General features: G+C 63.2%; 24 protein-coding genes. 10 read left to right on the forward strand and 14 right to left on the reverse strand.

The features are described 5' to 3' along the window. Window positions 1-3 precede the first annotated feature (3 nt). Window positions 4-711, reverse strand: coding sequence for a response regulator transcription factor CtrA (gene ctrA, locus D1012_RS07655; protein WP_118150777.1), 708 nt, complete (start codon window positions 709-711; stop codon window positions 4-6). Window positions 712-804: 93 nt separating this feature from the next. Continuing rightward, window positions 805-1,083, reverse strand: a complete 279-nt coding sequence (sciP, locus tag D1012_RS07660; protein WP_118151160.1) for a CtrA inhibitor SciP — start codon at window positions 1,081-1,083, stop codon at window positions 805-807. 142 nt (window positions 1,084-1,225) lie between these two features. Here sciP and mnmA point away from each other — a divergent pair, with 142 nt between their 5' ends. Further along, window positions 1,226-2,362 (forward strand): tRNA 2-thiouridine(34) synthase MnmA, encoded by a 1,137-nt coding sequence (mnmA, locus tag D1012_RS07665; RefSeq protein WP_118150779.1) that lies wholly within the window; start codon window positions 1,226-1,228, stop codon window positions 2,360-2,362. A 38-nt stretch (window positions 2,363-2,400) separates the two neighbouring features. Here the strand turns inward: mnmA and ispG are convergent, their stop codons facing one another. The 4 genes from ispG to D1012_RS07685 form a co-directional block, all read right to left on the reverse strand. Beyond that, a complete protein-coding gene (gene ispG, locus D1012_RS07670) occupies window positions 2,401-3,531 on the reverse strand; it encodes a flavodoxin-dependent (E)-4-hydroxy-3-methylbut-2-enyl-diphosphate synthase (RefSeq protein ID WP_118150781.1) in 1,131 nt (376 codons plus the stop codon). 124 nt (window positions 3,532-3,655) lie between these two features. Further along, window positions 3,656-4,876: a helix-turn-helix domain-containing protein gene (locus D1012_RS07675; RefSeq protein ID WP_118150783.1), complete on the reverse strand. Its 1,221-nt coding sequence runs from the start codon at window positions 4,874-4,876 to the stop codon at window positions 3,656-3,658. Window positions 4,877-4,991: 115 nt separating this feature from the next. Further along, the gene (hemA, locus tag D1012_RS07680; protein ID WP_118150785.1) at window positions 4,992-6,221 is read right to left on the reverse strand and encodes a 5-aminolevulinate synthase; all 1,230 of its coding nucleotides are present in this window, start codon (window positions 6,219-6,221) and stop codon (window positions 4,992-4,994) included. Between the two features lie 187 nt (window positions 6,222-6,408). Further along, a complete protein-coding gene (locus D1012_RS07685) occupies window positions 6,409-6,840 on the reverse strand; it encodes a hypothetical protein (RefSeq protein WP_118150787.1) in 432 nt (143 codons plus the stop codon). Window positions 6,841-6,972: 132 nt separating this feature from the next. Between D1012_RS07685 and D1012_RS07690 the strand changes: the two genes are divergently transcribed. Both D1012_RS07690 and D1012_RS07695 read left to right on the forward strand, forming a co-directional pair. Next, window positions 6,973-8,343: a M20/M25/M40 family metallo-hydrolase gene (locus D1012_RS07690; protein ID WP_118150789.1), complete on the forward strand. Its 1,371-nt coding sequence runs from the start codon at window positions 6,973-6,975 to the stop codon at window positions 8,341-8,343. Between the two features lie 105 nt (window positions 8,344-8,448). Beyond that, a complete protein-coding gene (locus D1012_RS07695) occupies window positions 8,449-8,904 on the forward strand; it encodes a GNAT family N-acetyltransferase (protein ID WP_233517045.1) in 456 nt (151 codons plus the stop codon). On the opposite strand, the gene D1012_RS07700 is transcribed toward D1012_RS07695, so the two are convergent. After that, a complete protein-coding gene (locus D1012_RS07700; protein ID WP_118150791.1) occupies window positions 8,899-9,240 on the reverse strand; it encodes a hypothetical protein in 342 nt (113 codons plus the stop codon). The genes D1012_RS07695 and D1012_RS07700 overlap by 6 nt on opposite strands. 78 nt (window positions 9,241-9,318) lie before the next feature. Between D1012_RS07700 and purB the strand changes: the two genes are divergently transcribed. From purB to D1012_RS07720, 5 genes are all read left to right on the forward strand, one after another. Next, window positions 9,319-10,623, forward strand: coding sequence for an adenylosuccinate lyase (gene purB, locus D1012_RS07705; RefSeq protein ID WP_118150793.1), 1,305 nt, complete (start codon window positions 9,319-9,321; stop codon window positions 10,621-10,623). Between the two features lie 106 nt (window positions 10,624-10,729). Then, window positions 10,730-10,891: a hypothetical protein gene (locus D1012_RS22630; RefSeq protein WP_158569262.1), complete on the forward strand. Its 162-nt coding sequence runs from the start codon at window positions 10,730-10,732 to the stop codon at window positions 10,889-10,891. A gap of 80 nt (window positions 10,892-10,971) precedes the next feature. Continuing rightward, window positions 10,972-12,054 carry a flagellar motor switch protein FliG gene (locus D1012_RS07710; protein WP_118150795.1) on the forward strand — a complete coding sequence of 361 codons (1,083 nt, stop codon included), beginning with the start codon at window positions 10,972-10,974 and terminating at the stop codon, window positions 12,052-12,054. Window positions 12,055-12,115: 61 nt separating this feature from the next. After that, complete coding sequence (locus D1012_RS07715) at window positions 12,116-13,000, forward strand: DMT family transporter (RefSeq protein ID WP_118150797.1); 885 nt, start codon at window positions 12,116-12,118, stop codon at window positions 12,998-13,000. Between the two features lie 10 nt (window positions 13,001-13,010). Beyond that, complete coding sequence (locus D1012_RS07720; protein ID WP_118151164.1) at window positions 13,011-13,907, forward strand: lysophospholipid acyltransferase family protein; 897 nt, start codon at window positions 13,011-13,013, stop codon at window positions 13,905-13,907. Between the two features lie 17 nt (window positions 13,908-13,924). Here D1012_RS07720 and D1012_RS07725 read toward each other — a convergent pair whose 3' ends face one another. Beyond that, entirely contained in the window at window positions 13,925-14,629 is a 705-nt protein-coding gene (locus D1012_RS07725) for a DUF1223 domain-containing protein (RefSeq protein WP_435530906.1), read from the reverse strand. Window positions 14,630-14,871: 242 nt separating this feature from the next. Between D1012_RS07725 and acnA the strand changes: the two genes are divergently transcribed. Next, complete coding sequence (gene acnA, locus D1012_RS07730; protein WP_118150799.1) at window positions 14,872-17,646, forward strand: aconitate hydratase AcnA; 2,775 nt, start codon at window positions 14,872-14,874, stop codon at window positions 17,644-17,646. Between the two features lie 351 nt (window positions 17,647-17,997). On the opposite strand, the gene D1012_RS07735 is transcribed toward acnA, so the two are convergent. The 6 genes from D1012_RS07735 to D1012_RS07760 form a co-directional block, all read right to left on the reverse strand. Continuing rightward, window positions 17,998-18,543: a DsbE family thiol:disulfide interchange protein gene (locus D1012_RS07735; RefSeq protein WP_118151168.1), complete on the reverse strand. Its 546-nt coding sequence runs from the start codon at window positions 18,541-18,543 to the stop codon at window positions 17,998-18,000. Beyond that, window positions 18,536-18,709 carry a heme exporter protein CcmD gene (gene ccmD, locus D1012_RS07740; RefSeq protein ID WP_118150801.1) on the reverse strand — a complete coding sequence of 58 codons (174 nt, stop codon included), beginning with the start codon at window positions 18,707-18,709 and terminating at the stop codon, window positions 18,536-18,538. Before ccmD ends, D1012_RS07735 begins: the two co-directional genes overlap by 8 nt. Further along, window positions 18,706-19,437, reverse strand: coding sequence for a heme ABC transporter permease (locus D1012_RS07745; protein ID WP_199489454.1), 732 nt, complete (start codon window positions 19,435-19,437; stop codon window positions 18,706-18,708). Before D1012_RS07745 ends, ccmD begins: the two co-directional genes overlap by 4 nt. A gap of 54 nt (window positions 19,438-19,491) precedes the next feature. Then, on the reverse strand, window positions 19,492-20,148 hold the full coding sequence (gene ccmB, locus D1012_RS07750; protein ID WP_118150805.1) for a heme exporter protein CcmB: 657 nt from the start codon (window positions 20,146-20,148) through the stop codon (window positions 19,492-19,494). Continuing rightward, on the reverse strand, window positions 20,145-20,765 hold the full coding sequence (gene ccmA / locus D1012_RS07755; RefSeq protein ID WP_118150807.1) for a heme ABC exporter ATP-binding protein CcmA: 621 nt from the start codon (window positions 20,763-20,765) through the stop codon (window positions 20,145-20,147). The genes ccmB and ccmA overlap by 4 nt, the downstream gene beginning before the upstream one ends. Before the next feature lie 136 nt (window positions 20,766-20,901). Then, on the reverse strand, window positions 20,902-21,513 hold the full coding sequence (locus tag D1012_RS07760; RefSeq protein ID WP_118150809.1) for a lytic transglycosylase domain-containing protein: 612 nt from the start codon (window positions 21,511-21,513) through the stop codon (window positions 20,902-20,904). A 258-nt stretch (window positions 21,514-21,771) separates the two neighbouring features. On the opposite strand from D1012_RS07760, the gene ssb reads away from it, so the two are divergent. Then, window positions 21,772-22,308 (forward strand): single-stranded DNA-binding protein, encoded by a 537-nt coding sequence (ssb, locus tag D1012_RS07765; RefSeq protein ID WP_118150811.1) that lies wholly within the window; start codon window positions 21,772-21,774, stop codon window positions 22,306-22,308. Window positions 22,309-22,382 lie beyond the last annotated feature (74 nt).

Here is a 22,382-nt window from a genome sequence, read left to right on the forward strand (position 1 = left end):
GTGTCAGGCGCTGGCCGCCAGCTTACGCGTCTCTCCGACCGGGTCGCGCAAAACATAGCCGCGGCCCCAGACGGTTTCGATGTAATTCTCTCCCCCCGTTGCTTCGGCAAGTTTTTTACGCAGCTTGCAGATGAACACATCAATGATTTTCAGCTCCGGCTCATCCATGCCGCCGTAAAGATGGTTGAGAAACATCTCTTTGGTCAGCGTGGTGCCCTTGCGTAGACTGAGCAGCTCCAGCATCTGATATTCCTTGCCGGTCAGATGCACGGTTTTGGCATCCACCTCGACCGTTTTGGCATCCAGATTGACATTTACCTTGCCGGTCACAATCACCGACTGGCTATGCCCTTTTGAGCGCCGGATGATCGCGTGAATGCGCGCCACCAGTTCCTCACGGTGGAACGGTTTGGTCAGGTAATCATCCGCACCGAAGCCAAAGCCCTTGAGCTTTGAATCGGTGTCGTCAGAGCCTGACAGAATCAGGATCGGCGTCTCGATCCGCGCCATCCGCAGTTGGCGAAGCACCTCATGCCCTGACATGTCCGGCAGATTCAGATCCAGAAGAATCAGATCGTAATCATACAATTTTGCCAGATCGACCCCGTCTTCGCCCATATCGGTGCAATAAACGTTCAGATTGGCGTGGGTCAGCATCAACTCGATACTGCGCGAGGTGGTTGGGTCATCCTCGACGAGTAAAATCCGCATCTTCAAAACTCCGCAACAGACAGGTTCATTAACGACAGTGGGGGCGAATGGTTAACTGACGGTTACTCTGCCTGAGCGTGATGCAAAAACAACTTAAAGTTGTCTATACTTCTGTATAGTCGTCACCTTCAAAGCCGTCTCGCCATGCTGTTCAACCGCCTGCCGCCACAACGCAAATTCCTCTTCCGACAGGGCATACCGCTCCAGCGCCTCTGCCTCGGTAATCAGGCCATGAATCACCGCCCGCACCACCACGGCCTTGCGGCTGGCAACCCAGCGGCGGGTGTCGGGCTTTGGCAAATCCGCCCGCGTCAAAATGCTGCCATCGGGCAGAGTCACCTGGCGCGGGCCATCCACACGTTTAAGATACATCGCCATGTCTTTCCGTTGATCCACCCGGCATAGGGCCAGACTGAACGATCAGACTTAAGCGAAGGTGAAGGTTGCGCTGCGGCAGGGGTTGAGAGTATCGCGCATTTTCTTATATTGCGTTGAATTCCTGAAAGGTCAGACCATGCTGGATCACCCGCTCAATTCGCTGGGGCTGCCAAAGCCCCCGTCCGCCACGCGCGTCGTGGTGGCGATGTCGGGTGGTGTCGACTCGTCGGTCGTGGCGGCCATGCTCAAGGACGAAGGCTATGACGTTGTCGGCGTCACGCTGCAGCTCTACGATCATGGCGCGGCACTGGCGAAAAAGGGGGCCTGCTGTGCGGGGCGCGACATTCATGACGCGCGGCGCGTGGCCGAAACCATGGGCTTTCCGCATTACGTGCTGGATTATGAGAACACCTTCCGCGAAGCGGTGATGGAGGAGTTCGCCGACGCCTATCTGGCTGGCGCAACCCCGGTGCCCTGCATCCGCTGCAACGAACGGGTAAAGTTCAAGGATCTGCTGGCCACCGCCCGCGATCTGGATGCCGATTGCATGGCGACCGGGCATTATATCCAGCGCAAACTCGGCGATGCCGGGCCAGAGCTGCATTCCGCCGCCGACGCGGGCCGCGACCAGAGCTATTTCCTGTTCTCAACCACGGCAGAGCAGCTGTCCTATCTGCGCTTCCCTTTGGGCCATCTGCACTCAAAGGCAGAAACCCGCGCTCTGGCCGCGAAATATGGCCTGCCGGTCGCGGACAAGCCCGACAGTCAGGACATCTGCTTTGTGCCGAATGGCAATTACGCCGCGGTGATTGAAAAGCTGCGCCCTGGTGCGGCGGACCCCGGCGATATTGTTGATCTGCAAGGGAATACTCTGGGCCAGCATCGCGGGGTGATCCATTACACCATCGGCCAGCGCAAAGGACTTGGCATCGGGGGTCTGGGCGATCCGCTCTATGTGGTGCGCCTTGACCCCGAGTCGCGCCGGGTGATCGTGGGGCCGCGCGAGTCGCTCGCCACCCGCACCATCCCGGTGCGCGAGGTGAACTGGCTGGGCGATGCGCCATTCGACTCTGCCGCAGAATGGCAGGTGCTGGTCAAGGTCCGCTCCACCCGGCCGCCGCGTCCGGCGGTGATCCGGCCCTTGTCCGCGACCGAGGCCGAAGTGGAACTGCTCGACCCGGAGGATGGCGTCAGCGCGGGGCAAGCCTGCGTGTTTTACGCGCCCGAAGGCAGCCGGGTGCTGGGTGGCGGCTGGGTCTGGCGCGGGCGCTGAATCACCCGTGCAGCCGAATTTTCGCAGAAAATTCGTGCTTACTCAGCCGCTTCCGCCGCAGCCTCTGCCGCTTCGATCTCGGCGGCCTTCGCCTCGACCAGCTCGACAATGTGGTCGATCATCGCCGCATTGCCCAGCTTGTGGCTCTGCTTGCCTGCCAGATACACCATGCCTGACCCGGCCCCGCCGCCGGTAAAGCCGATATCGGTCATCAGCGCCTCGCCGGGGCCATTGACCACGCAACCGATGATCGACAGCGACAGGCTGGTGGTCACATGCGCCAGACGGTCCTCCAGCGCGGTGACGGTCTTGATCACGTCAAACCCCTGCCGCGCACAGGACGGGCACGAGATGATCGTCACCCCCCGGTGCCGCAGCCCCAGCGATTTCAGGATCTCGAACCCGACCTTCACCTCTTCCACAGGGTCCGCCGACAGCGACACCCGGATGGTATCACCAATCCCCATCCAGAGCAGATTGCCCAGACCGATTGCCGATTTCACCGTGCCCGACACCAGCCCGCCCGCCTCGGTGATCCCCAGATGGATCGGCGCATCGGTGACTTCGGCCAGCTGCTGATAGGCCGCTGCCGCCATGAACACATCCGACGCTTTCACCGAGATCTTGAATTCGTGAAAATCGTTGTCCTGCAACAGCTTGATATGATCCAGCCCGGACTCGACCATAGCATCCGGGCAAGGCTCGCCGTATTTGTCCAGCAGGTGCTTTTCCAATGACCCGGCATTCACCCCGATGCGGATCGAACAGCCATGATCCTTGGCCGCCTTGACCACCTCGGCCACGCGCTTCGCATCGCCAATATTGCCGGGGTTGATCCGCAGACAGGCGGCCCCCGCCTCGGCCGCCTCAATCGCGCGTTTGTAGTGGAAATGGATATCCGCCACGATCGGCACCGGGCTTTCGGCGCAGATCGCACGCAGCGCCGCCGTGCTTTCCGGGTCCGGGGTCGAGACCCGCACGATATCGGCCCCGGCAATCGCGGCGCGCTGGATCTGTTCCAGCGTGGCCGCAACATCAGTGGTCAGCGTGTTGGTCATGGTCTGCACCGAGATCGGCGCATCGCCCCCCACCAGAACCTTGCCCACACGGATCTGGCGCGAGGTCCGGCGATAGATATTGCGCCACGGGCGAACGGTATTCAGGCTCATCTTGGCACGGTCCTCTGGCAGTTTGCCCCTTGATAAGACGACAAAGCCGCCCCGGCAATGCCAAGGGCGGCTTTGTCACTCAGGATTGACAGAGTCATGTGACAGTTTGATGCCGCAGCAGCCGTTATTGCGACGGCGGGGTGATAACCTGCGAGGCATCGGCCACACTGACAATCGCTGCCAGATCGGCGTCGCGGTTCAGATCGGCAAGCGCGAATTTCCCGGTCAGCGCTTCGGGCGACAGAGCGACGTTCTTGACCACCTGCGCGCCGGGGGCTGCCGGGCCATAGGTCTGGCCGTTCACCGCAAAATAGACCGAGCCGGAGTTGCCCGCGCGCAGCACCGGCGGCTCTTCCAGCTGCGGCACCGCCCAGCGTTCGCCGGCATCAAGGATCTTTTCAAACAGCACCGTGCCATCCGCCGACGATACCCGCACCCAGGACGGGCGTACCGCCAGCAGTTCGACCCCCGGCTGCGCCTGTGCCATCACCTGCACGGCCTGATCCTCCGACGCCAACGCCTCGGCCACCGCCGCATCCACCGCGCCCGGCGTCGCACTGGCTACGGCAAGGCGTGGGTTGATGCCAGCAATCGGGCCATCGCGTGAGGTCAGAACCGGCACATCCAGCGCTTGCGGCCGATACAGACGATCCATCCCGTCCGCCTGTTCGCGCACCGGATCGGCGCTCGCCAGTTCGGTGCCGGTGACCGGAGCCGACCGCACCAAAGGCGCAGAGCCGCTGACATTGCCCAGCGGGTCAATCTCGGCCACCACCGATGGGGCCTGATCCACCGGCGACAGCTGAACACGCTGCACCTCTTGCAGAACCGACCAGCCGCCATAGCCAATCGCCCCGATCAGCGCGACCAGCACCAGAAGCGAGCCCACCGCCCCCGGCTCCACCCGCGCAAACAGGCTTTCGCCGCGCGGAATGAAACTGGCGTTCGGGTTGGCCAGCGGGTCGCTGAACACCTGCGTGCTGCGCGACCGCGCGGCGGTCATCATCGAGGACGAGGCCGCAGCGCTCATCCCGTGGGCCACCTCAAAATTCGCTTCCTTGGAGAACCGGGCAAAGGCCATATCCGGGTCCATCCCCAGATAGCGCGCATAAGACCGGACATAGCCCGCGACAAAGCCCTGAGTCTCAAAGGCCGAGACATCGGCGTTTTCAATCGCAGCAATATAGGCGGCCTTGATCTTCAGCTCGCGCTGCACATCCAGCAGCGATTTGCCCATGGTGGCGCGTTCGCCCCGCATGAGGTCGCCCAAGCGCAGGTCAAAGTCGTCAAAGCCTTTTGGCCCGTCCGTCTCCGGCATAGAAGGTTTCGCCCTCCGCCCGATCATGCGCGCTGCCCCATGAAGTTACCCTGTCCCCATAGTCGTTTCATCACGACTCATTTTGTTCGTATTAGGGATTCGTTACCACAGCACAAGGCCTTTTGCACCTGCGAGAAGGCGCTCAGGCCGACAGCTCGGCACGATTCAGCGCACAATGTCCCCAGAGCTGATCCATCGCCCTGACAAGGGCATCAATCTGCCCGAAATCATGCACCGGCGATGGCGTCAGGCGCAGCCGTTCGGTGCCGCGCGGCACGGTCGGATAGTTGATCGGCTGCACATAAACCCCGAACTGATCCAGCAACATGTCAGACAGCATCTTGCAATGGGTGGGGTTGCCGACATGCACAGGCACAATATGCGACCCGCAATCAATGATCGGCAGGCCCAGCCCCTTGAGCCGCATCTTCAGCGTGCTGGCATAGGCCTGCTGCAGATCGCGCAGTTTCTGGCCCTCGGCGGTCTTCAGAAAGGCCACACTGGCGGCCGCTCCGGCGGCCACGGCGGGCGGCAAAGAGGTGGTGAAAATGAACCCCGGCGCATAGGACCGGACCGCATCCACCATCTTCGCACTTGCAGCAATATAGCCACCAAACACACCAAAAGCCTTGGCCAGCGTGGCGTTGATAATGTCGATCCGGTGCATCTGGTGATCGCGCTCGGCCACCCCTGCGCCGCGCGGGCCATACATGCCCACGGCGTGCACTTCGTCCAGATAGGTCAGCGCGCCGAACTCTTCTGCCAGATCGCAGATCTCTGCGATCGGGCCGAAATCACCGTCCATCGAATAGATCGATTCGAAGGCGATCAGCTTGGGCGCATCCGGGTCATCGGCCGCCAGCAGCTCACGCAGATGGGCCACATCATTGTGCCGGAAAATCCGCTTCAGCCCGCCGCCACGCCGCACGCCTTCGATCATGCTCGCATGGTTCAGCGCGTCGGAATAGATGATCAGACCGGGGAAAATCTGGCGCAGCGTCGAAAGCGTGGCATCATTGGCGATATAGGCACTGGTAAACACCAGCGCCGCCTCTTTGCGATGCAGATCGGCGAGCTCCGCCTCCAGCCGGTTGTGATAGACCGTGGTGCCCGAGATGTTGCGGGTGCCGCCCGACCCGGCCCCCGTCGCCTCCAGCGCCTCGTGCATCGCTTTCAGCACCACCGGGTGCTGCCCCATGCCAAGGTAATCATTGCCGCACCAGACGGTGATATCCTTCTTGCTGCCATCGGGACGGGTCCAGACCGCGTGCGGAAACTGGCCGTTCTGCCGCTCGATATCGATAAAGGTGCGGTAGCGGCCTTCATCGTGCAGGCGCTGCAGGGCGGTGTCGAGGGCGGCATCATAACGCATCGGGTCTTCTCCGTAACACCCCCGCGCGTCAGACTGCGGGGGAGAGTTGCATGCAGGTCTTGCCCTTATATCAGGCAAGACGGCGGCGGGCTGCCTTGACATGCATCAAAAACACAGGATTTGGAAACAGGTCAATTTGACGCCCCTTCCCGCTCTGTCTGCACGCACCGGCGCCGCACGCCTGCGGCTATTGCGAGGGTGCAACCTCCAGCACAACAACACAAGGCGTTTGGGCCTTGCGCGCGCCGTCACAGGCCGCAAGAGCCGCCGTCCGCGCGGCCTCGGCATCAGGCAGATCGCCCAACGCCACGGCAGAAGGCACCGCCGATCCGTCCCGCACAAAACCTTCGTCCGGCGACACGGCCAGCGCGGCATGCCCGGTGCGGCTGGTCACAAACAGCGACAGCGCCTGATCATTCGAGGCCACCAGCCGCAGCGTGGACAGCTCTTCGGGCGTCAGGAACGGGTGCAGATGCAGGCTGACCGCCGATCCGCCATTCACCCCGGTTTCAACCGGCACCACCTGCGTCTCTGCCTGCGTCTGCGCCTGCGCAATCGCTGCGCCAGCGACAAGCGCCGCCCCCAGAACGCCCGCTTTCATCATCACTGTCTTGCCCATAAGTCCTCCTTTGGCCTTCCGGCATCGTCAATCTTTGCCGGGATTTACCGCAACCCCGCCCCTCTGGACAGTGGCTTGCATCCTGTTACGGTCGGTCAACCGTTCACTTTCTGTAGAGAAGCGAAAGAAATCATGTCTCTGGACACAGTCCTCGCCCGTATCGACGCCGATCTGGACCAGTCGCTCGACCGGCTGCTCGATCTGTTGCGCATCCCGTCAATCTCCACCGATCCGGCCTACAAACCCGACTGCGCCCGTGCCGCCGACTGGCTGGTGGAGGAGCTGACATCGCTGGGCTTTGACGCCTCCAGCCGTCCGACGCCGGGGCATCCGATGGTGGTGGCGCATGGCGGCGAGGGGGAAAAACACCTGCTGTTCTACGGCCATTACGATGTGCAGCCCGTCGATCCGCTGGAGCTGTGGGACCGTGATCCGTTCGACCCCGAGGTGCAGGATACCGCCAAAGGCCGGGTGATCCGCGCCCGCGGGTCCGCCGATGACAAGGGCCAGCTGATGACCTTTGTCGAGGCCTGCCGCGCGTGGAAGGCGGTGCATGGCACCCTGCCCGGCAAGCTCACGATCTTTCTCGAAGGCGAGGAAGAATCCGGCTCGCCCAGCCTGATCCCCTTCATGCAGGACAATGCCGCCGAACTGAAAGCCGACATCGCCCTGATCTGTGATACTGGCATGTTCGAGGATGACACCCCCGCCATCGTCACCATGCTGCGCGGGCTTTTGGGTGAAGAGATCACGATCCACGGCCCCGACAAGGATCTGCACTCCGGCATGTATGGCGGCGCTGCGATCAACCCGATCCGGGTGCTGACCCGTATCTTGGGCGGATTGCATGACGATCAGGGCCGGGTCACGGTGCCGCAGTTCTACGACGGTGTGCAGGAGTTGCCCGACGCGATCCGCGCCCAATGGCAGGCGCTGTCTTTTGACCACGGCAAATTCCTGGGCGATGTCGGCCTCTCGCAGCCTGCAGGCGAGCAGGACCGCACGCCGCTGGAAATGCTGTGGTCGCGCCCCACCGCCGAAATAAACGGCATCTGGGGCGGCTACACCGGACAGGGGTTCAAGACCGTGCTGCCCGCGCAGGCCCATGCCAAGGTCTCGTTCCGTCTGGTCGCAGGCCAGGACCCCGATGCCCTGCGCCGCCACTTCCGCGCCTGGGTGCAGGATCAGCTGCCCGCCGATTGCACCGTGACCTTCCACGACCACGGCAACAGCCCGGCGGGCGTGATGTCGGTCACCGCCCCGGCGTTCGACGCGGCACGTCAGGCCCTGACCGATGAATGGGGCAAACCCGCCGCCTTTGTCGGCTGCGGCGGCTCGATCCCGATTGCGGGCTATTTCAAGACCTATCTGGGGATGGACGCCATGCTGATCGGCTTTGGCCGCGACGATGACCAGATCCACAGCCCGAACGAGAAATACGATCTGGAGTCGTTCCACAAAGGCATCCGCTCCTGGGCACGGGTGCTGGACCGGCTGGCGTAGCTTTTGCGGAAAGGCCGGGGGGCGGTCTGCCCCCCGGCCAATGGGTTTCTCGGACGCCGACACCAGTCGGCTACCTCAGGGATATTTAGGATTAGGAACAGAGGAATGGGGCAAGGCGTGGTGTTTGATATCCGGACGGCAGAGTCAGCAGATTATGCGGAATGGTCAAGGCTGTGGCACGCATATCTCACGTTTTATGAGGTCGACCTTGCGCCCGACATCACAGCGGCGACCTGGGCGCGGATCCTTGATCCTGCGCACCGGATGCAGTGCCGCATGGCGTTTGATGGGGCAACGGCCCTTGGCTTTGCCATTCACCACCCGCATTGCTCGACCTGGGTGGCGGCGGATGATGTCTATCTGGAAGACCTGTTTGTGTCAGCCGAGGCGCGCGGGCGCGGTGTGGGCCGGGCGCTGATCGAGGATCTGATCGCCCTCGGCCAGCAGGCCGGCTGGCACCGGCTGTACTGGCACACCAACCGCGACAATGCGCAAGCGCGCAAACTGTACGACAGCTATTGTCAGGAAGACGGCCATATCCGCTATCGTCTGGCGCTATAGATCGCCATAGCGACCGGCGCGGACAAAGCCGCTGTCTTCACGAAAGCGCAGGCCGGTGCCATCGCTGTCAACCTCGGCGCAGATCGGGCGCTTGCCCGACCAGCTTTCGCAGTAGCGGTTGTCATCGACGCTCCACTCGCCCCAGCCTCCGGCCCGGACCGTGCGGCCATCGTCAAGGAAATACTGCGCAACACCTTCGGGAAACACCACCACGCGCGAGGTCAGCGCGTCGGCGATCTGCCCACCGGACAGGGTTTCCCACCCGCCCGGCGGCGGCCCCGACTCGGCCAGCGCCAGCCCCGGCCAGACCATGCACAGCATCACCAATCGCCGCATCCGGCCCCCTTTGCCTTGCGTCACGCACCTGCACAGTCTAAGGGGTCCGCGCGCCCCCTTTCCAATGATAGGTTCGTGATGATCCCGCGTTATTCCCGCCCCGAGATGGTGGCCCTCTGGTCGCCCGCCACGAAATTCCGCATCTGGTTCGAGATCGAGGCCCATGCCTGCGACGCAATGGCAGAGCTTGGCGTGATCCCGAAAGCCAATGCCGAAGCGGTGTGGCGCGCGAAAGATGTCGAATTCGATGTCGCCCGGATCGACGAGATCGAAGCGGTCACCAAACATGATGTCATCGCCTTTCTGACCCATCTGGCCGAGCATATCGGCGCGGATGACGCGCGTTTTGTGCATCAGGGCATGACCAGCTCCGACGTGCTCGACACCACGCTGAACGTGCAGCTGGTGCGCGCCGCCGATCTGCTGCTGGCGGGGATGGACCGGGTGCTGGCCGCGCTCAAGACCCGCGCGCTGGAGCATAAGGATACCGTCCGCATCGGCCGCAGCCATGGCATCCATGCCGAGCCGACCACCATGGGCCTGACCTTTGCCCGGTTCTACGCCGAGATGGCGCGTGGCCGCGCGCGTCTGGTCAATGCCCGGGCCGAAGTCGCCACCGGCGCGATTTCCGGCGCTGTCGGCACCTTCGCCAACATTGACCCGCGCGTCGAAGAGCATGTCTGCGCCCAGCTGGGCCTGACGCCCGAGACGATCTCCACCCAAGTCATCCCGCGCGACCGGCATGCGATGTTCTTTGCCACGCTGGGGGTGATTGCCAGCAGCATCGAAAACATCGCCACCGAATTCCGCCACATGCAGCGCACCGAAGTGCTGGAGGCGGAGGAGTTTTTCTCGCCCGGTCAAAAGGGCAGCTCGGCGATGCCGCACAAGCGCAATCCGGTGCTGACCGAGAATCTGACCGGCCTTGCCCGGCTGGTCCGCATGGCCGTAGTGCCCGCGATGGAGAATGTGGCGCTGTGGCATGAGCGCGACATCAGCCATTCAAGCGTGGAACGCGCCATCGGGCCAGACGCCACCATCACGCTGGATTTCGCCCTGCACCGTCTGGCAAATGTTGTCGAGAAACTGGTGGTTTACCCGGAAAACATGATGCGGAACATGAACAAGTTCCGCGGTCTGGTGATGAGCCAGCGGGTGCTGCTGGCGCTGACTCAGGCCGGCGTCTCGCGCGAAGACAGCTACCGTCTGGTGCAAAGAAACGCCATGAAGGTCTGGGAACAAGGCGCTGATTTCAAAACCGAATTGCTCAAAGATGCTGAGGTTCTGGCGGCCCTGACCCCCGAACAGATCGAGGAAAAGTTCGACCTTGGCTATCATACCAAGCATGTCGACACGATCTTTGCCCGGGTTTTCGGCGCGTAACGAAAGCGTGACCGGCGGGGGATTGCCCCTCGCCGGAAACCGGCTTGCTGCGGAAAAATCTGTGCTACCTTTGGGGTTCAGCCAACACCCATGGGAAGGACGACCGATGAAGACCAGGATCACCACCGCCGTCATTGCGCTCATGCTGCTGCCGTCGATGTCGATGGCCTATTGCTCCGGCCACAAAGAGATCACCGCCTCCTCCTGCACGGATGGCATGAGCTGGGATCAGGCCAAGGGCGAATGCACGCTCACCCCCACGACCTGAAGCCCGCCGTCAGGATGTAATCCGTCCTTAACCCCGGCGTGGCACCCTGTCTGAGCAGACTGTCCAGAACGGGGAATCGGATGTCGGATGAATTTGGCCATGCACTGGCGCGCATCACACCGGTCCAGCGCGCGGTATCGCTTGGCGGCCCACCGGGTGAACGCCGCCCGCCCACTTCGCGCGAAAAGGCGGCGATAATTGTGCGGCTGATGCTGTCAGAGGGCGGGTCGATGCCGGTGGCCTCGCTGCCCGACCACATGCAGGCGGCACTGACCGAACAGATCGGCCAGATGCGTCTCGTTGACCGCAACACGCTGGCGCAGGTGGTTGAGGAATTCCTGACGGAGCTTGAAGAGGTGGGTCTGTCGTTTCCGGGCGGGATCGACGGCGCGCTGACCATGATGGATGGCCATATCAGCGCCACCGCAGCCAGCCGGTTGCGTCGCCTTGCCGGGGCCTCGGGCAAGGCGGATCCGTGGGACCGGCTGACCAACCTGCCCACCGACCGTATTCTGCCCGTGCTGGAGGCGGAAAGCATCGAGGTCGCCGCCGTGATGCTGTCGAAACTGCCGGTGCCAAAGGCCGCCGAACTGCTGGGCCGCCTGCCGGGGGAAAAGGCGCGGCGCGTGGCCTATGCGGTGTCGATGACCGGCCATGTCGATCCCGAAACCGTGCGCCGCATCGGGGTATCACTGGCCACCCAGCTGGATGCGCAGCCAGCCCGCGCCTTTGACGCCGGGCCGGTGGAACGGGTGGGCGCTATCCTCAACGTCTCGACCGCTGCCACGCGGGATGATGTGCTGCTCGGGCTGGATGCCGAAGATGCCGATTTCGCCGAACAGGTGCGCAAGGCGATCTTTACCTTCGCCCATATCCCGGCCCGCATCATGCCGCGCGACATTCCGAAAATCGTGCGCATGGTCGATGCCGCCGTGCTGGTGACCGCCTTTACCGCCGCACAAGCCCACCCGAAACAGGCCCCGGCTGTCGAATTCATTCTGGCCAACATGTCGCAACGCATGGCGCAATCGCTGCGCGAAGAGATGGCGGCGCGCGGCAAGGTCAAGGAAAAAGACGCCGAAGAGGCGATGACCGCCATCGTCACCACCATCCGTCAGCTCGAAGGCGCGGGCGAAATCGTCATGAACCGCGAAGAGGATTGATCCCGCCCCCATCTTGTGAACCCCCGCCCCGCAGGGTAGCGTCCGCGCCAAAGGATGCCTCATGACCCTGCCGACCCTCAAAGACACCAAAAGCGGCATCCTTTTGATGATGCTAGCCATTTTCTGCTTTGCCGCGATGGATGCGGCGGCCAAGGGGTTGATCGCGCGCTATCCGGTGCCGCAGGTGGTCTGGGCGCGCTTTGCCGGGCAGGTGCTGATTGTGGCGCTGCTGCTGGGCCCGCGCCTGCCGGTGATGCTGCGCACGCAATGGCCGGGGCTGCACCTGATCCGATCTGCCTGCCAGCTGGGGGCGATCGCCTGCTTTTTCTCGGCCCTGCCCCACATCGGTCTGGCCGAGGCGACGGCGCTGGCCGATCTGAACCCGGTGCTGATCACCCTTGGCGCCGCGCTGTTTCTGGGCGAGCGTCTGGGCCCCCGCCGTCTGGCAGGTGTGGTCGCCGCGCTGATCGGTGCCTTGATCATCATCCGGCCCGGCCTGTCGGTCTTTACCCCTGCCGCGCTGCTGCCGCTGGCATCGGCGGCGTTCTATTCCGTCAACGCCCTGCTCACCCGCCGGCTTGGCCCGCTGGAAACCGCCTGGACCCCGATGCTGCTCGCCGCCCTGTTCGGCATGGGTGTCACCACCCTGACCCTGCCCTTTGTCTGGGTGCCGGTCGCCATGGCCGACTGGCCGCTGTTTGCGCTGATCGGCATTCTGGGCAGCGCCGCACAGCTGGCGCTGATCCGCGCCTTTACCCTGGCCGAGGCGGGCAGCGTTGCGCCCTTTGCCTATGTCGGGCTGATCTTTGCCACCGGCTGGGGCTATGTTCTGTATAACGAGGTGCCGGATCTGCCGACGGTCATCGGTGCGCTTGTGATCGTGGTGGCGGGTCTTTATGTCTGGCATCGCGAAACAAGGGTGCATGGCGCATCCAGAACGCGCTGACGCAGGACACATGGCCCACACCGACACCCCAAAATCACCCCCCCAAAAGGCCGGCAGCTGGGGCCAGTGGCTGACCGACCGTGCCATCCGCACGGTGATCTGGCTGCTGCTTGCCCTGCCCTATCGCTGGCGGGTGCCGCTGTGCGGCTGGGTCATGGCGCGCATCGTCGCCCCGCTGGCGGGTTGGCCGCAACGCATCCGCGACAACCTCGCCCTGACCCTGCCCGACCTGCCCGCAGCCCAGATCGACCGCATGGTGGCGCGCGTGCCGGAAAACATCGGCCGCACCGTGATCGAGATCTATTCAGGGGCCGAGTTCATCGCCCGCACCACCGAACTGCCCTTAACCGGCGACGGCGTGGCCGCGCTGGAGGCGGCCCATGCCGCCAAGCGCCCGGTCATCCTCGCCACCGGGCATTTCGGCAATTACGATGCCGTGCGCGCCGCGCTGATCGCACGCGGCTATTCGCTGGGCGCACTCTATCGCCCGATGTCAAATCCGTGGTTCAACGATCATTACGTGCAGGCCATCGGCACCATCGGCCAGCCGCTGTTTGAACGTGGGCGGCAGGGCATGGGGCAGATGCTCAAGCACCTGCGCGGCGGCGGCATGCTGGGCATCCTGCCCGATCAGCGCATGCAAAAGGGTGTGAAGCTGACATTTTTCGGCAAAGAGGCGCTGACCGCGCTGTCTGCCGCCGATATGGCGCTGAAATATGACGCGATGCTGATCCCGACCTATGCCATCCGTCAGCCCGATGGTCTGTCGTTTCAGATCGTGGTCGATCCGCCGATCCCGCCCTCGACACCCGAGATCATGACGCAGGCGCTGAATGACAATCTGGAACGGCTGATCCGGCAATATCCTGAGCAATGGTTCTGGATACACCGCCGCTGGAAGCCCTGAGGCCCGCCCTCAGCGCGTCATTTGACCTGCGCCGCTGCCAGCACATCGGCCGGGCCTTCGGTCTGCACGATCACCACCACCGGATCAGGGCCCGCCGCCTCGGCCGTCATCTCCAGAGGCGCCAGCCCCTGCCAGTCGGCGACCGCCTGCCAGTCGGTGACGATATTGCTATAGGTCACCTCGCGCCCCTCATTCTCGCCCCGGCCAATCGCAACCGTGGCTTCAGGCAGATAGCGGATCACCTGAATCCGCGCCCTTTTGGTCAGTGGCGGGTCTGCCTCGGCCCGGATCACGATGCGGTCACCGTCTCGGGTCACAGTCAAAGTGACCGGGCTGATCTGCGCCTGATGCCGGCGGACCGCTTCGTCGACCTGCGCCGGGTCATTGCCCTGCACCCGGTCCAGCCCGCCGACGATCATCTGCGGCGTATAGATCATCCGGCTGCCGACCGCCTTGGCATAGGCTTTCTGGCGCTGGGTGTATTGCGGGCTGGCAAAAGTATCGCTCCAGCCGATATAATCCCAGTAATCGACATGCAAAGACAGCGCGATCACATCGGGGCGTTTGACCAGTTCCACCATGAATTCATCGGCGGGCGGGCAAGACGAACAGCCCTGCGACGTGTACAGTTCAACCACAACCGGCGATGTCTGCGCCCCCGCCATACCTGAAACGCCGATCCAGAGACCGAGAGTTGCGCTGACCAAATGTCGCATCGTCACTTCTGTCATCCCCAAACTTGCCCTATCGTTCTACAGACGCGGATGATGACCCGCCAATCAAGGTTTTGCGAGGGCAAGGTGAATTTCCATCCCACCCCGGATCATGGCACATTCGTCACAACTTCGCTGAAACGAGGGCTGGATAATTGGCATACAATTGTATACAAAGCCAGCGATTCCCCGGCGCACCCCGCCGGACACGACCTTAAGCCATTCCCGATCCCATAGCCAAGAGGCCCAAAATGACCGTCACCGTCGGACATGACAGCCAGAAAACCCGCAAGACCCTGACAGCAGGCGGCCAGACCGTCAGCTATTATTCGATCCCCGCCGCCGAGGCGGCAGGTCTGGGCGAATTCTCCAGACTCCCCGCCGCACTGAAAGTCGTGCTGGAAAACATGCTCCGGTTCGAAGATGGCAAAACCATCTCGGTCGATGACATCAAGGCTTTTTCCGACTGGGGCAAGCAGGGTGGCCAGAACCCGCGCGAGATCGCCTATCGCCCCGCCCGCGTGCTGATGCAGGATTTCACCGGCGTTCCCGCCGTTGTTGACCTTGCTGCAATGCGCGACGGCATTCTTGGCCTTGGCGGCGATGCGCAAAAGATCAACCCGCTGAACCCGGTCGATCTGGTCATCGACCATTCGGTGATGATCGACGAATTCGGCACGCCGCGCGCGTTTCAGGCCAACGTGGACCGCGAATATGAACGCAACATGGAGCGTTATGTCTTTCTGAAATGGGGTCAGAACGCGTTCAGCAACTTCCGCGTTGTGCCGCCGGGCACTGGCATCTGCCATCAGGTCAACCTGGAATATCTGGCGCAGACCGTCTGGACCGACACCGATCAGGATGGCAACCTCGTGGCCTATCCTGACACGCTGGTCGGCACCGACAGCCACACCACCATGGTCAACGGCCTTGCCGTTCTGGGCTGGGGCGTCGGCGGGATCGAGGCAGAGGCTGCGATGCTGGGTCAGCCGGTTTCGATGCTGATCCCCGAAGTCGTCGGCTTCAAGCTGACCGGCCAGATGATGGAAGGCACCACCGCCACCGATCTGGTGCTGAAAGTGGTGCAGATGCTGCGCAAACATGGCGTGGTCAGCAAGTTCGTTGAGTTCTACGGCGACGGCCTTGACCGCCTGCCGCTGGCCGACCGTGCCACCATCGCCAACATGGCCCCGGAATATGGCGCGACCTGCGGTTTCTTCCCGATCGACGACGAAACCCTGCGCTATCTGCGTCAGACCGGGCGCGAAGAATCGCGGATCGCTCTGGTCGAGGCCTATGCCAAGGAAAACGGTATGTGGCGCGGGCCTGACTACAACCCGATCTACACCAGCACGCTGGAGCTCGACATGGGCACCATCGTCCCGGCGATTTCCGGCCCGAAGCGCCCGCAGGATTACCTGCCGCTGACCTCGGCTTCGACCGCCTTTGGCGAGTATATCCGTGGCATGCGCAAAGCGCCCGCTGTGCCGAAAGTCGAAAAAGCCGAAATGACCGCCGAAGGTGGCGCACCTGCCCCGGCAGCCGAAGACATTCCGGGCGATCACCTTGGCATGTCGACGGCAAAGGTTGACGGGCAGGATTATGTTCTGCGCGATGGTTCAGTCGTCATCGCCTCGATCACCTCCTGCACCAACACCTCCAACCCTTATGTGTTGATCGGGGCCGGTCTGGTGGCGCGCAAAGCGCGCGCGCTGGGTCTGAACCGCAAGCCTTGGGTGAAAACCTCGCTCGCGCCCGGATCGCAGGTCGTGTCGGAATACCTCAACGCTGCGGGCCTGCAGGAAGACCTCGACGCGGTTGGCTTCAACCTCGTCGGTTACGGTTGCACCACCTGCATCGGCAACTCCGGCCCGCTCGCGCCCGAAATCTCCAAGGCAATCAACGACGGTGACCTCGTGGCCACCTCGGTCCTGTCCGGCAACCGCAACTTTGAAGGCCGGATTTCGCCCGACGTGCGCGCCAACTACCTGGCCTCGCCGCCGCTGGTTGTCGCCTACGCTCTGGCCGGTGACATGAACATCGACCTGACCACCGAACTGCTCGGCACCTCCAAAGACGGCAACCCGGTGTATCTCAAAGACATCTGGCCAACCAACAAGGAAATCGCCGACATCGTGCATGCGGTGGTCACGCGTGAGGCGTTCCAGAAGAAATACGCCGATGTGTTCAAGGGCGACGAGAAATGGCAGTCGGTCAAGGTCACTGACTCTGAAACCTACGACTGGCCGCCGACCTCGACCTACATCCAGAACCCGCCCTATTTCAAAGGCATGTCGAAAACGCCGGGCGTGATCTCGAACATCGACGGCGCCCGTGTTCTGGCCCTGCTCGGCGACATGATCACCACCGACCACATCTCGCCTGCGGGCTCTTTCAAAGGATCAACTCCGGCTGGCAAGTATCTGACAGAGCGTCAGGTTCCGACATCCGAGTATAACTCCTACGGCTCGCGTCGCGGCAACCACGAGGTGATGATGCGCGGCACCTTTGCCAACATCCGCATCAAGAACGAGATGCTCGATGGCGTCGAAGGCGGCTACACCAAAGGCCCCGATGGCGCACAGACCAGCATCTATGATGCCTCGATGGCCTATCAGGAAACCGGCACCCCGCTGGTGATCTTTGGCGGCGTCGAATACGGCGCAGGCTCCAGCCGTGACTGGGCGGCCAAAGGCACCGCGCTGTTGGGTGTGAAAGCCGTGATCGCCGAGTCGTTTGAGCGGATCCACCGCTCCAACCTCGTCGGCATGGGCGTGATTCCGTTCGAGTTCACCGAAGGCATGTCGCGCAAGTCGCTGAACCTGACCGGCGATGAGGTGGTCTCGATCCACGGCCTCGACGGCGATCTCAAACCGCTGTCGCTGGTGCCCTGCACGATCAAATATGCCGATGGCAGCGAAAAAACCATTCAGCTCAAGTGCCGGATCGACACCGAAATCGAGATCGAATACGTCGAACACGGCGGCGTGCTGCACTACGTGCTGCGCGATCTGGCCAAGGCCTGATCGCCCCGACACCGCCAAAGACAAAGGCCCGGACCGCAAGGTCCGGGCCTTTTCCATTTGCCGCCAAGCCTCCCTGCCAGACCCGGCGCTTCCCTCCCCCCTTGTGGGGGAGGGAGAGGGAGGGGGGGCACGCCACGCAGGGTGAAAAAGCTAAGCCTTTGTTCAGACCTTTCCGGCAAGCTCCGCTTGCCGCACCCAGAAAGGCCCCCGCCATGTCCAGCCGCCTACTGCCCCTTGCCCCGCAACCACCGGCGCGCGCCCGCGCGCAGGCGCGCATACGCCTCCCGCTCCCCTGGACAGAGCTGGGGGTGTTCGCCCTGCTGGGCCTGCTGCTTATGGGATAACCGGGCCTCAGCCCGGCGTTTGTGCCGCCAGTGCCGCGGCCAGCGCGGGTTTGAACCGGTTCTCGTAATCACTGCCGATCAGCGGCCCGATAAACCGCATCGCCACCGTACCATCGCCGCGCAGAATGAACGTCTCCGGCGGCGCAGCGACACCCCATTCCACCGCATTGCGGCTCTGAGGGTCGGTGGCGACGCCGAAAAATGGGTTTCCTTCTTCGGCCAGATAAGCAAGCGCCTTGGCATCATCATCTCTGATGTTGATACCTGCTACCCGCACGCCATCCGCCGCCATCTCCATCAGCACCGGATGCTCCGCCCGGCAGGGCGGGCACCATGTCGCCCAGAAGTTCACCACGGTCACTTCACCCGTGCGCAGGTCGGCATCGGTCAACAACTGCACACCTGCAAGCCCGGTCGCGGGCACCACCGGGGCGGCGCGATCCTGAAATGCGGTCGGCAAGTCATTAGGATTTTTCCGCATCATCCCCACGTATAACACCGTTGCCAGCCCTACAAAGATCACCGGCGGCAATACCATCAGCCATTTAGCCATCATGCTTCCCCTGACTTTGGCCCTGCCGCGACTCAACCTCTTCCAGCTGCCGCTTGACCCGCCGCCCCTGCCACAGGGTCAGCGCCACCAATGCCGCCAGCAACGCCAGCGTGACGCCATAAGACGACAGCACCGCCACCGCGTATTTTCCCAGATCGGGCATCATGCCAACCGCTCCCGTGCCAACAGCGCCGACAACCGCCGCGCCCGGATCTCGGTGCGCGTCCGCAGCAGCACCAGCGCCACGAACAACAGCACAAAGCCTATAATGCAGACCACCAGCGGCACATAATAGGCCGGCGCGATCGGATCGGCCTCGCCCACCTTCAGGATCGTCGAATCCTGATGCAGCCCCTGATTCCAGAACTTCACCGCATAGCGCGACAGCACCGCAAACACCGAACCGACCATGCACAGCACCGCCGTCAGATCGGCGGCGGTGTCGGGGTCATCGACCGCCTGCCACAGCGCCATATAACCAAGGTAGAACAGCGCCAGAATCAGGAACGCGGTCAACCGCGGATCCCAGGCCCACCAGGTGCCCCACATCGGCTGGCCCCAGAACGCGCCGGTCACCAGCGCAATCGCCGTAAAGGTCAGCCCAACGGGCGCCGCCGCCCGCGCTGCAAGGGCACTGACATGGTGACGCCGCACCAGCCAGATCAGGCTGGCCACCAGCATCATCACCCAGGCGTTGATCGCCATCATCGCGGTTGGCACATGGATAAAGATGATCTTGACCGTTGATCCTTGCCGGAAATCATCCGGCGTCAGGAAAAACCCCCAGATCAGCCCGACCGTCAGGCTGACCCCGGCCAGCCCGATGACAACAGGCAGCACGCGGGCCGAGACCTGCATGAACTTTTTCGGGTTTGCGTATTCCCACAGCGACATCGGGATGGCGTAACCTCTCTCACAAAGCGTCTCAAGTCACTATCATGTCAAACATCAGCGCAGATTGACGCGGATTGCCGCAGCCGCCGCAAAGGGCAGCAACGCCACAGCCCCTGCCGTGATCCCCGCCAGCAACAGCAGCGGCACCGACACCCCGGCCCCCGTCGCGCCGCGCTTGACCACTTCGGCGCCAAAGATCAGCGTCGGCACATACAGCGGCAGCACCAGCAAAGACAAGAGCAAGCCACCGCGTTTGATCCCGACCGTCAGCGCCGCGCCAAAGGCCCCGATCACCGACAGCGCCGGTGTGCCCACGGCAAGGCTCGCCACCAGCCACAGATAGCCCGGCCCCGGCAGGTTCAGCAAAACCCCCAGCACGGGTGCGGCAAGGGTCAGCGGCAACCCGGTCACCAGCCAATGCGCAAGGGCCTTGATCGCCACCACCCCCTCCAGCGGGATGGGCGAGGTGGCCAAAAGGTCCAGCGATCCATCCTCGAAATCCAGCGCAAAGATCCGGTCAAGCGACAACAGGCACGCCAATAGCGCCCCGACCCACAGGATGCCCGGCGCGATTCTGGCCAGCGTCGCGCCCTCGGGGCCTACCCCCAACGGCACCAGCACCGCAACCAGCAGGAAAAATGCAAGCCCCAGACCAAAGCCGCCCCCGGCCCGGAACGCCAGACGCAAATCGCGGATCAACAGCGCGGTCATGTGAATGCCTCGTCAAAGCCGCCGGGGGCCACCGGGGCCTTTGCCTTGTACGGCCCCAGATCCAGCACCGCAGCCTCGGCCAGCCCCAGATCAATATGCGTGGCGATCAGCGCCATGCCACCGCCCGCCAGATGCGCCCGCACCACCCCCGCGAACAAGGCGACCGATGCCACATCGAGCGAGACGGTCGGCTCGTCCAGCACCCAGACCGGGCGGCCAGTCACCAACAGCCGCGCCAGCCCCAGCCGCCGCTTTTGCCCCGCCGACAGGTTCGCCGCCCGGCGCGCGCGCAGATCGGTCAGGTTCATCTGCGCCATAGCCTCGGTCACGCCGCCAACCCCGTGAATTGCGGCCCAGAATTGCAGGTTTTCCTCCACCGTCAGCACCGCTTTCAGCCCATCGGCATGGGCGGCATAGGTCAGGCTTTCCGGTGGCACGCTGACCGTGCCCGCCACCGCCGGCTGCAATCCGGCCAGCGTGCGCAACAGCGTGGTCTTGCCCACCCCGTTCGGCCCGCGCAAAATCAGCGCAGCCCCCGGTGCCAGGACAAAGCTCACGCCCTCCAGCACCGTCAGACCGCCGCGCGCCACCGCCAGAGTGTTGACAACCAGTTCCATGCCCCATCCCTAGCCCAGCCCATGCCCGCCGGAAAGGCCCTGCACGGGGCTGCGGCACCATGGCATGCCATGCCCCGCCACGCAAAAGGGCAGCGCATTCCCTGCGCCGCCCCACGATTTGCCACGATCCTGAAACTCAGCCCAGAATCGCCTTCACGTAATTCACCGTCTCATTATACGGCGGGATGCCATTATGCTTTTCCACGGCCCCCGGCCCGGCGTTATAGGCGGCCAAAGCCAGCCGCCAGCTGCCGAATTTGTCATACATCATGCGCAGATAGCGCGCGCCGCCCTCAAGGTTCTGGTGCGGGTCGTTGATGTCCACCCCCAGCTTTTGCGCCGTCCCCGGCATCAACTGCGCCAGCCCGGTTGCGCCCTTGTGCGACACCGCACCGGGGTTCCAGCCCGATTCCTGCTGCACCAGCCGCAGGAACAGATCCTCGGGGATGCCATGCCGCGTCGCCATCGTGCGGGCCACGACCAGATATTCGCCCTTGTAGCGCCCGGCATAGCGCGGGGCAGCACTATCGGTCGGGGCCGTCACCTTGCCCTTCGGCGTCAGCCGGACCGAGGCCGAATATTGCTTCGACAGCCGCCCATCCAGAAGTTTTTTCTGCGAATTGAACAGCGATGCCCGGTTCTTGCTGGACCCAGACAGGTTCAGCCCTTCGGCTGCTGCAGGGGGTGAGACCATGCCAGACAGGGCAACGGCCAAAGAAACACACAAGACCGCAGCACTCAGCTTCATGAAACCATTCCGGTTGAGTCAGACCCGGCGACTATAGGGAAATTTTCGCGCTATGCCAGTCCCCAGATCGGCCGCATCCTGCGCCACTGCCCTTAAGCGGATTTTTGCCAGCCGCTTTCACCGCCCAAGACCCCGCCCCTGCATTGCAGCGCGGCGCTCCGACGGTTATAGATTTTTCCTTAACCAAGACCGGGGACACTCCGGTTGATGAAAGCCCCCGCACCCGCGCGGGGCGCAGACCCATAGCGGAGGGATTCCATGGCAGGATCGGTCAACAAGGTCATCATCGTCGGCAATCTGGGCCGCGACCCCGAGGTGCGCAGCTTTGCCAATGGCGGCAAGGTTGTGAACCTGCGCATTGCCACGTCCGAAAACTGGCGCGACAAACAGACGGGGGAGCGCAAGGAGCGGACCGAATGGCATTCGGTCGCGATCTTCAACGAAAACCTCGCCAAGATCGCCGAACAATACCTGCGCAAAGGCTCCACCGTCTATATCGAGGGGCAGCTGGAAACCCGCAAATGGCAGGACCAATCCGGCGCGGACCGCTACACCACTGAAATCGTGCTGCGCCAGTTCCGCGGTGAGCTGACGCTGCTCGGCGGCCGGGGTGAAGGCGGCGGTGGTGGTGGCGGCGGATCGCAAGGCGGCTACGATGATCGCGGCGGCTATGACGACTACGGCAGCGCGCCTTCGGGCGGCGGTGGCATGGGCGGCAGCTCCGGTGGCGGCGCGCGCGGCGGCGACCGCGCCCCCGCAGGCCGCTCGGATCTCGACGACGAAATCCCGTTCTGATCCACCCGCACGCAAAGAAAAAAGCCCCGGCTCGCAGGAACCGGGGCTTTTCCTTGGCCGATCAACCTAAAGCG

The organism is Pseudotabrizicola alkalilacus (assembly GCF_003443995.1).
GTDB classification, from domain to species: domain Bacteria; phylum Pseudomonadota; class Alphaproteobacteria; order Rhodobacterales; family Rhodobacteraceae; genus Pseudotabrizicola; species Pseudotabrizicola alkalilacus.

What these genes read in the sequence shown, in the direction of transcription:
- ctrA (WP_118150777.1), bottom strand. Translation starts at nt 711, where the DNA reads ATGCGGATTTTACTCGTCGAGGATGACCCAACCACCTCGCGCAGTATC.
- sciP (WP_118151160.1), bottom strand. Translation starts at nt 1,083, where the DNA reads ATGTATCTTAAACGTGTGGATGGCCCGCGCCAGGTGACTCTGCCCGAT.
- mnmA (WP_118150779.1), top strand. Translation starts at nt 1,226, where the DNA reads ATGCTGGATCACCCGCTCAATTCGCTGGGGCTGCCAAAGCCCCCGTCC.
- ispG (WP_118150781.1), bottom strand. Translation starts at nt 3,531, where the DNA reads ATGAGCCTGAATACCGTTCGCCCGTGGCGCAATATCTATCGCCGGACC.
- D1012_RS07675 (WP_118150783.1), bottom strand. Translation starts at nt 4,876, where the DNA reads ATGATCGGGCGGAGGGCGAAACCTTCTATGCCGGAGACGGACGGGCCA.
- hemA (WP_118150785.1), bottom strand. Translation starts at nt 6,221, where the DNA reads ATGCGTTATGATGCCGCCCTCGACACCGCCCTGCAGCGCCTGCACGAT.
- D1012_RS07685 (WP_118150787.1), bottom strand. Translation starts at nt 6,840, where the DNA reads ATGGGCAAGACAGTGATGATGAAAGCGGGCGTTCTGGGGGCGGCGCTT.
- D1012_RS07690 (WP_118150789.1), top strand. Translation starts at nt 6,973, where the DNA reads ATGTCTCTGGACACAGTCCTCGCCCGTATCGACGCCGATCTGGACCAG.
- D1012_RS07695 (WP_233517045.1), top strand. Translation starts at nt 8,449, where the DNA reads ATGGGGCAAGGCGTGGTGTTTGATATCCGGACGGCAGAGTCAGCAGAT.
- D1012_RS07700 (WP_118150791.1), bottom strand. Translation starts at nt 9,240, where the DNA reads ATGCGGCGATTGGTGATGCTGTGCATGGTCTGGCCGGGGCTGGCGCTG.
- purB (WP_118150793.1), top strand. Translation starts at nt 9,319, where the DNA reads ATGATCCCGCGTTATTCCCGCCCCGAGATGGTGGCCCTCTGGTCGCCC.
- D1012_RS22630 (WP_158569262.1), top strand. Translation starts at nt 10,730, where the DNA reads ATGAAGACCAGGATCACCACCGCCGTCATTGCGCTCATGCTGCTGCCG.
- D1012_RS07710 (WP_118150795.1), top strand. Translation starts at nt 10,972, where the DNA reads ATGTCGGATGAATTTGGCCATGCACTGGCGCGCATCACACCGGTCCAG.
- D1012_RS07715 (WP_118150797.1), top strand. Translation starts at nt 12,116, where the DNA reads ATGACCCTGCCGACCCTCAAAGACACCAAAAGCGGCATCCTTTTGATG.
- D1012_RS07720 (WP_118151164.1), top strand. Translation starts at nt 13,011, where the DNA reads ATGGCCCACACCGACACCCCAAAATCACCCCCCCAAAAGGCCGGCAGC.
- acnA (WP_118150799.1), top strand. Translation starts at nt 14,872, where the DNA reads ATGACCGTCACCGTCGGACATGACAGCCAGAAAACCCGCAAGACCCTG.
- D1012_RS07735 (WP_118151168.1), bottom strand. Translation starts at nt 18,543, where the DNA reads ATGGCTAAATGGCTGATGGTATTGCCGCCGGTGATCTTTGTAGGGCTG.
- ccmD (WP_118150801.1), bottom strand. Translation starts at nt 18,709, where the DNA reads ATGATGCCCGATCTGGGAAAATACGCGGTGGCGGTGCTGTCGTCTTAT.
- D1012_RS07745 (WP_199489454.1), bottom strand. Translation starts at nt 19,437, where the DNA reads ATGTCGCTGTGGGAATACGCAAACCCGAAAAAGTTCATGCAGGTCTCG.
- ccmB (WP_118150805.1), bottom strand. Translation starts at nt 20,148, where the DNA reads ATGACCGCGCTGTTGATCCGCGATTTGCGTCTGGCGTTCCGGGCCGGG.
- ccmA (WP_118150807.1), bottom strand. Translation starts at nt 20,765, where the DNA reads ATGGAACTGGTTGTCAACACTCTGGCGGTGGCGCGCGGCGGTCTGACG.
- D1012_RS07760 (WP_118150809.1), bottom strand. Translation starts at nt 21,513, where the DNA reads ATGAAGCTGAGTGCTGCGGTCTTGTGTGTTTCTTTGGCCGTTGCCCTG.
- ssb (WP_118150811.1), top strand. Translation starts at nt 21,772, where the DNA reads ATGGCAGGATCGGTCAACAAGGTCATCATCGTCGGCAATCTGGGCCGC.